At 70.4% G+C, this 2760-nt stretch carries 3 protein-coding genes and 1 pseudogene; 3 read left to right on the top strand and 1 reads right to left on the bottom strand.

What is annotated here, in order from left to right; genetic code table 11:
• Positions 1 to 210: 210 nt before the first annotated feature.
• Positions 211 to 834, bottom strand: coding sequence for a ribosome biogenesis GTP-binding protein YihA/YsxC (gene yihA, locus D588_RS0104170; protein WP_017915080.1), 624 nt, complete (start codon positions 832 to 834; stop codon positions 211 to 213).
• Positions 835 to 962: 128 nt separating this feature from the next.
• Here yihA and D588_RS0104165 point away from each other — a divergent pair, with 128 nt between their 5' ends.
• From D588_RS0104165 to D588_RS27120, 3 genes and pseudogenes are all read left to right on the top strand, one after another.
• Positions 963 to 1784, top strand: a complete 822-nt coding sequence (locus tag D588_RS0104165) for a c-type cytochrome (RefSeq protein ID WP_026143360.1) — start codon at positions 963 to 965, stop codon at positions 1782 to 1784.
• Positions 1785 to 1870: 86 nt separating this feature from the next.
• The gene (locus D588_RS0104160) at positions 1871 to 2512 is read left to right on the top strand and encodes a thiol:disulfide interchange protein DsbA/DsbL (protein WP_017915079.1); all 642 of its coding nucleotides are present in this window, start codon (positions 1871 to 1873) and stop codon (positions 2510 to 2512) included.
• Between the two features lie 105 nt (positions 2513 to 2617).
• A pseudogene (locus tag D588_RS27120) lies at positions 2618 to 2760 on the top strand (thiol:disulfide interchange protein DsbA/DsbL); the annotation flags it as partial.

Genomic DNA, 2760 nt, shown 5'->3' with positions numbered 1-2760 from the left:
GGGAGAGGGGTTGGGGTGAGGGTCCGGCGCGAAGCGTCCCGCGGAGTTCGAGTGCACGAGGCTGCGCCCGTACCCTCATCCGCCCCTTCGGGGCACCTTCTCCCGATGGGAGAAGGAACAGAGGCTAGCCCCTCTCCCCCCAGGAGAGGGGTTGGGGTGAGGGTCCGGCGCGAAGCGTCTCGCGAAGTTTGGGTGCCAGCACCACCGCGCTCACTCCGCGGCAGTCGGCTCCGTGTCCAATCCCAGCCAGCCACCGACGATGCCACGCGCCTCGTCCACGCCCTGGCGGGTCTCGCCGGAGAAAGTCTGCACGCTGACCGTATCGCCGAACGCGCTGGTCAGCTCCTTGCGTACCTGCTGCAGCACCTGCCCCTGCTGGCCGCGGCCGAGCTTGTCGGCCTTGGTCAGCAACGCATGCGCGGGCAGCCCGCGCTGGGCGGCGTAGCCCAGCATCTGCCGGTCGTAGTCCTTCAGCGGATGACGGATGTCCATCACCACCACCAACCCGCGCAGGGCCTCGCGCGTGCGGAAATAGGTGTCGATGAACTTCTGCCAGTGCGCCTGCAGTTCCTGCGGCACCTTGGCGTAGCCGTAGCCGGGCAGGTCCACCAGGTAGCGCTCGGGCTGGACCTGGAAGAACACCAGCTGCTGGGTGCGGCCAGGCGTCTTGGACACGCGGGCCAGGGCGTTCTGTCGGGTCAGCGCGTTCAGCGCGCTGGACTTGCCGGCGTTGGAGCGGCCGGCGAACGCCACTTCCCAGCCGCCGTCGTCCGGCAACTGGCGGGCATTGTGGGCGGACAACAGATAGTGGGCACGTTCGAGGATCAGCGACATCCCCCTAGGATCGCACGTCCAGGGCACCGGGCGGGCTTCGTTGACCGCCGGGCCGCGGCATGCCGATAATCGCGCGAGTGCGGTCGCCGTCCGGCAGCCGCGGGGTCGGGTCATACGGAGCTTCAGCAATGCGCCACGCTCGCGTTCTTGCCTTTGCCGGTCTAGCGGTTTCCGTCGCTGCCGCGGTCGCGTTCGCGCAGACCTCGGTGGTTCCCATTCCCGACCACGCGCCGGTGCGCACCACGCCGCTGGAGGGCGACATCGGCAAGGCCGCCTGGGGCGACCCCAAGGCCGGCCAGGCCAAGGCCGCGGCCTGCGCCGCCTGCCACGGCGCGGACGGCAACCCCGCGATCGCCATGTATCCGCGCATCGCCGGCCAGGTGGAGCGCTACAGCGCGCGGCAGATGGCGCTGATTGCCCACGGCGAGCGCACCAGCGGCGCGGTCGCGGCGATGGTGCCGTTCGTGCAGCCGCTGAGCGCGCAGGACATGCGCGACATCGGCGCCTACTTCGCCACGCAGAAGGCCGGCGCCGGCATCGCCGACGACGCGGTGATCGCCGACGGTCCCTACGCGGGCATGAAGTTCTACGAGGTCGGCCAGCAGCTGTATCGCGGCGGCGACGCGACCCGCGGCATTCCCGCGTGCATGGCCTGCCACGGCCCGGCCGGCGCCGGCAATCCGGGGCCGGCCTATCCGCATCTGGGCGGCCAGCACGCCGATTACGTGGCGCGGCGCCTGCAGGAATACCAGGCCGGCACCACCCAGGAGCGCGATCCGACGATGTTCAAGATCATGGCGCAGGTGGCCAAGCCGCTGACCGACCAGGAGATCAAGGCGCTGGGCAGCTACCTGCAGGGCCTGCACGACCGCGCCGACGACGCGGCCGCCGCGCAGGCGGCACCGGCCGCGGCAACGCCACAGCAGCCGGCGCCCGCGCAACAATCCTGACCGCGCGCCGCCACGGCGGCGCCGGCCCGTTTCCCCTTCGCGCCGGTCCCGACGACCGGCGTTCGTTTTTTGCCATTGGAGATCGTATGAACCGTCTGCCCCGCCTGCTGTTGTGCCTGCTCGCCCTGCTGCCGTTGAGCGCCTGCGCGCAACCCAAGTCCGCCACCGCGGTGGAAGGGGAGGACTACACCCTGATCGCCAATCCCAAGCCGTTCGCGCCGCTGGCCGGCAAGATCGAGGTGGTGGAAGTGTTCGGCTATACCTGCCCGCATTGCGCGCACTTCGAGCCGCTGCTGGAAGAATGGGCCGGCAAGCAGGCCAAGGACGTGCGCCTGACCCTGGTGCCGGCGGCGTTCGGCGGCTACTGGGACAACTTCGCCAGCGCCTTCTATGCCGCGCAGCAGTTGGGCGTGCAGAGCCGCAGCCACCGCGCCATGTTCGAGGCCATCCACGACAAGCGCAGCGTACCGGTGCAGAACGTGGCGCCGGAGGAACTGGCCACGTTCTACGCCGGCTTCGGGGTCAAGCCGCAGGCCTTCATCGCCGCCTACCAGAGCCCGCAGGTCGCCGCGCAGGTGAAGGCCGCGCGCGATTTCGCCGTGCGCGCCGACATCTCCGGCACCCCGGCGCTGATCGTCGACGGCAAGTACCTGGTCAAGGGCAAGAACTTCGAGGACATGCTGCGTATCGCCGACGCGTTGATCGCCCGCGAGCGCGCAGGCAAGTAATCGGCGTACGGCGCTTCATCCGCGCCATGGCATCATGACGGGGTGGCCGGACCGCGCTTGCGGCGCGTCCGGCATTTGTCCCCCATCCTGCTGGAGATGTCGCCGATGAAGACCCGCTTCGCCCTGACCCTGATGGCCCTGCTGCCGATCCTGGTGGCATGCAAGGCCCAGGACGGCACTGCCGACGCCGTCGCCCCTGCCTCCGGCACCGCCGCCGCCCCGGCTGCCGCGCCCGCCGCCGGCAACGA

The organism is Xanthomonas sp. SHU 308 (genome assembly GCF_000364645.1).
Lineage (GTDB): Bacteria > Pseudomonadota > Gammaproteobacteria > Xanthomonadales > Xanthomonadaceae > Xanthomonas_A > Xanthomonas_A sontii.
This window is presented reverse-complemented; position numbering and strand designations above follow the sequence as displayed.

Excerpts from the sequence above, each read along its gene's own strand:
- yihA (WP_017915080.1), bottom strand. The coding sequence starts at position 834 with ATGTCGCTGATCCTCGAACGTGCCCACTATCTGTTGTCCGCCCACAAT.
- D588_RS0104165 (WP_026143360.1), top strand. The coding sequence starts at position 963 with ATGCGCCACGCTCGCGTTCTTGCCTTTGCCGGTCTAGCGGTTTCCGTC.
- D588_RS0104160 (WP_017915079.1), top strand. The coding sequence starts at position 1,871 with ATGAACCGTCTGCCCCGCCTGCTGTTGTGCCTGCTCGCCCTGCTGCCG.